The sequence below is a fragment of the Acinetobacter sp. YH16053 genome, assembly GCF_013417035.1.
GTDB classification, from domain to species: domain Bacteria; phylum Pseudomonadota; class Gammaproteobacteria; order Pseudomonadales; family Moraxellaceae; genus Acinetobacter; species Acinetobacter towneri.
The window spans coordinates 1-2,285 of the sequence record NZ_VPEP01000086.1; the positions used below are offsets into that span (position 1 = coordinate 1).

The following is a 2,285-nucleotide window of genomic DNA, read 5'->3' on the forward strand; positions in this document are numbered from 1 at the left end:
AATGAATTCGCTTCGCTCATAAGTTTTTTTACTCGCTTCGCTCGGTCTAGAAATCATTTTTCTATAAGTGATTTCCTGTTTTTGAGATTTTGATACTAAAAAATTGTTTTTCAGAGAGTCTAGGCGCGCTTTTTCGATGTTCGCTCGTAGACACTCGCTCTGATATAGCGATTTAACGCAAAAATATAGGGGGTATGCGCGATTTTTTCACTGATTACTATGAATCCTATGTCGATGAGGAAAACGTGCTTAAAACGCAAATGATGAGCTTTCAGGAAAAGGTAAGGCGGCCTCCTAAGGAGACCGCCTTGTTTTTTTGATTTTCCGTGTTCAAATTCACGAAACTAACGCGCTTAACGCTAATCATTTATTGAGTTCGCGACTAGAACGAACTCGCAGTTATCAACTTACGACATTTTCACTGTTTCCAGTGGAAGCGACTCTCATGGATCCTCCATCAAGACTAAGCTGGTCCTGACTTCTACACATCACAAAGTACACACTTCAAATTGTGTTTTAGTTCCACAATCACGATTTTATATAACATCATCCCACTAGAGCCTTGCGGCCCATCATCGCAAAAATCAGTCAGCAGCAGATCCGTCTCCGGAACAACTGGGTTATTTCAAAGCGCAAACTTCAACGTAACCAGCGCTTTTCTTAATGATTACTCATGAAATATTATTCATCCGAGCGCTACATCAGGATGTTTAACGTTTATTCACTTTCTTCCGTGCCAAACAGGCTTGCCGCATTTCATAGCTGCCGAGGTTGCCACACCTCTCCCCTGACAAACTTTGTTTTCTCAGTCCGGTTATGCACCGTATTGCCTTTCGTTCACCCACCCCTTACGTTTTTATTCGCTCGAAGTGACCTAATTAATCTGTAAATAAAACCAAATTAAATCTATTCAGCAACTCTCCCTCTCTCATTAATAAAACCTTATAGCACTCTCGCGGAGTGTTTTCGGTCCAAAAGCCTATAGTGTGGAGCCACCACATCTAATCATTGGCTTGAGAGATTCCCACTTTAGCGTTAACAGTCTTTGTCTATTTCTAGTGAAATAGACGGTCAGTACGCTTATCCGTTCAACCTGATATCAGCTATTCCTTTTTTTTGAGGTAAGAGTTCCGAAAACTCCCATTATTAACCGATATTAAATTTCATTACGGGTAAAGCACTTAACCTACGCAAAGCAACATGCTTGATCCAATCTCTTGGATCTCCTTAGTGTCACTGTTACAGGCTTGAGCTATCCATAGATCTCAATAACTAATCAAATATGTCATCACGACAAATCAATTTGGTTAATCATTGAGTACCGAGCAGTCCAGATTTCTCCTCGTGCCCCTAGTACCTCGCGATACTCTCATAAGCCCACCTGTGCGCAACGCATACCACCCTGTTAAGGAATTGAAGCGGTAAACGTGTGTTCCTAACGCATCTATCATTCCATGAAGATACTCACACTCTCTGTTAAGCAGGGTTTGCCCTTGTCACCAAGGATCCCGTTTCAGTGTCGCCCAACTATTTGATCGGCTCACAACGAGTTCATACGTCACAGCCAATTAAGAGTGATTGGGTCAAAGAACAGAATCTCACTGTCCAGTGCCCTTCGCAGCCGCACCAACTAGATTTCTCACGTATGCAGCTACACGGTCTTTAGCAATGAGATGGCTGTCTCATGCACACGAACCGAAAAAAAAAGTTTAGAAAGTTTTGCTCGTTGCACGATTAACACAACAAAGCTCATTTCATATTTTGGCAAAGCCATCGTCTCAGGCTTTTTTAAACTTGGCAAATTTTCAGATGTTTTCGCGCACGCAGATCGCAGGAACTCTTATTTATATTCCTGCCATAAAACAGCTGTTTACAAGGAAATTTGCACAAAAATAATCAATAAAAATATATGTTTCAAAGGGGGGCTTTTATGGTTATGGAAAAAAATAGTATTTTGAGTAAAAAACACCCAGTTCTAAAATGAGAATGGATCATTTTTTTAACGATTTATTATCTAAAAATAAGAAGAGCACTGGATGTGCTCTTCTTGGAATTTCGCATAAGAGATTTTATGTTAAATACTTAAAACATCATGCTCTTTTATTTCTAAGAGGCTTTGTTGCAAAAATACCTAAAACTATGATTTTATTATACTTATTTTTTATTAAAATTTTCTTAAACTCCTTAAAAATAAGTATTTTGCAAAATATTTATGCAACAAAGCCTATACATAAGAGCAAACGATCTTCCAACGGTAATTTATGCGGTCGTCCTTTACCAATGTG

General features: G+C 39.3%; 1 pseudogene. It reads left to right on the plus strand.

From position 1 onward, the window contains the following. Positions 1-1,986: 1,986 nt before the first annotated feature. Positions 1,987-2,285, plus strand: a pseudogene (locus tag FTV43_RS15915) (hypothetical protein); the annotation flags it as partial.